This is a genomic window from Salinicola sp. MH3R3-1 (assembly GCF_001937155.1).
Lineage (GTDB): Bacteria > Pseudomonadota > Gammaproteobacteria > Pseudomonadales > Halomonadaceae > Salinicola > Salinicola halophyticus.
This window is the reverse complement of the sequence record NZ_MSDP01000090.1, coordinates 1-755: the sequence shown is the minus strand read 5'-3', so window position 1 is coordinate 755 and position 755 is coordinate 1. Positions and strand designations below refer to the sequence as shown.

The 755-nt window shown below is 54.6% G+C and carries 2 rRNA genes; both read right to left on the bottom strand.

The window, feature by feature from the left end:
• Positions 1-276: 276 nt before the first annotated feature.
• Positions 277-391: ribosomal RNA gene (rrf, locus tag BTW08_RS18490) — 5S ribosomal RNA — on the bottom strand.
• A 227-nt stretch (positions 392-618) separates the two neighbouring features.
• A 23S ribosomal RNA gene (locus tag BTW08_RS18485) occupies positions 619-755 on the bottom strand; the annotation flags it as partial.

Here is a 755-nt window from a genome sequence, read left to right as displayed (position 1 = left end):
ATGACAAGCGGCTTAAAACAGAGACCCGCGTGACCTACTCGACATACAGAAGTCGCCGTTCTAAACACGTTGCCGGCACGAGTTTTCAGCGTCACCAGTTTTCTTTCCGACATAAAAAACCCCAGCCTGTTGGCTGGGGTTTCGGATAGATGCCTGACGATGATTGGGGCGGCCATCCGTGGGCCGGCGCTCCGGAACTCTTCATGGGAGACCCCTAACGCATGGGGGACCCCTAAATAAGTGAACCCCGACCAATGGCCGGGGTTCGGAATAGATGCCTGACGATGACCTACTCTCGCATGGGGAGACCCCACACTACCATCGGCGCTAAGCGGTTTCACTACTGAGTTCGGCATGGATCAGGTGGTTCCCGCTCGCTATGGTCGTCAGGCAAAACTGACGTCGGAATGATGGGTTTTCATCGCTTACCCAACCCTCATTCCAACTGATTCGGATCATGCTGACTGAGCTACATCTCATTACCTGCCCGCTCTACGAGGCAGCGCGTATCCTGCGTTGTCGGTGATCGTTCACCGATCCGACTTTGCCCTTTCTTGCCACGTGGCTCTCTTTCACCACTCCGGCTTCAGCAAAGTCTTGCAAACCCCTTGGGGTTATATGGTCAAGCCTCACGGGGTATTAGTACACGTTAGCTCAACGCCTTGCAGCGCTTCCACACCGTGCCTATCAACCAGCTAGTCTTGCTGGACCCTTTAGGAGACTCTAGGTCTCGGGGAGATCTCATCTTGAAGGAT